1 protein-coding gene is annotated in these 540 nt (G+C 58.5%); it reads left to right on the top strand.

Features of this window, described 5'->3' with window-relative positions:
- A partial coding sequence (locus AC1QQ2_RS15045) for a phage adaptor protein (RefSeq protein ID WP_479713756.1) occupies positions 1 to 503 on the top strand: 503 nt, incomplete at its 5' end.
- Positions 504 to 540: the final 37 nt, after the last annotated feature.

The raw sequence follows: 540 nt of genomic DNA, 5'->3' as shown, positions 1-540 counted from the left end.
AGCACTGGAAGGGCGAGAAGCGCAGTGAGGGGTCGATCGACACCCGCTACTCGACGTTGCCAGCTGACTGGCGCAGCCCGATCCGGTTGTCTGTCGTGTTGCCGCAAGGCCCGCGTGAGATCGAGCCGATCAGCCAGCGCGAGATGCTGGATCTGCGCACGGCGACCAACGACCTCGTTGGCGTGCCGCAATATTACGCAATCTCGGCTGGCTCGCTCGAGCTGTATCCGACCCCGTCTGAGACCTACAGCGTACAGCTGATTTACCGCGCAGACATCCCTGCGCTGTCGGCCAGCAATCAGTCAAACTGGCTGTTGGAGGAAGCGCCAGACGCCTACCTCTATGGAACCCTGATGCAGACCGCCCCTTGGTTGCGTGAGGACGAGCGGATTGCCATGTGGGGCAGTCTATATGCACAGGCCATACAATCTGTTAATAGTGATGCAGAGATGGCTAAACACGGCGGCACTGGGCTGCGCATGAAAATTCGGAGTTACAAATGAGCCTGTCCGACACCTTTGAAACCACCACACTGAAATG

The organism is Aestuarium sp. (assembly GCF_023253315.1).
GTDB classification, from domain to species: domain Bacteria; phylum Pseudomonadota; class Alphaproteobacteria; order Rhodobacterales; family Rhodobacteraceae; genus Marivivens; species Marivivens donghaensis.
The sequence above is the reverse complement of the archived record's forward strand: the minus strand, read 5'-3'. Positions and strand labels throughout refer to the sequence as shown.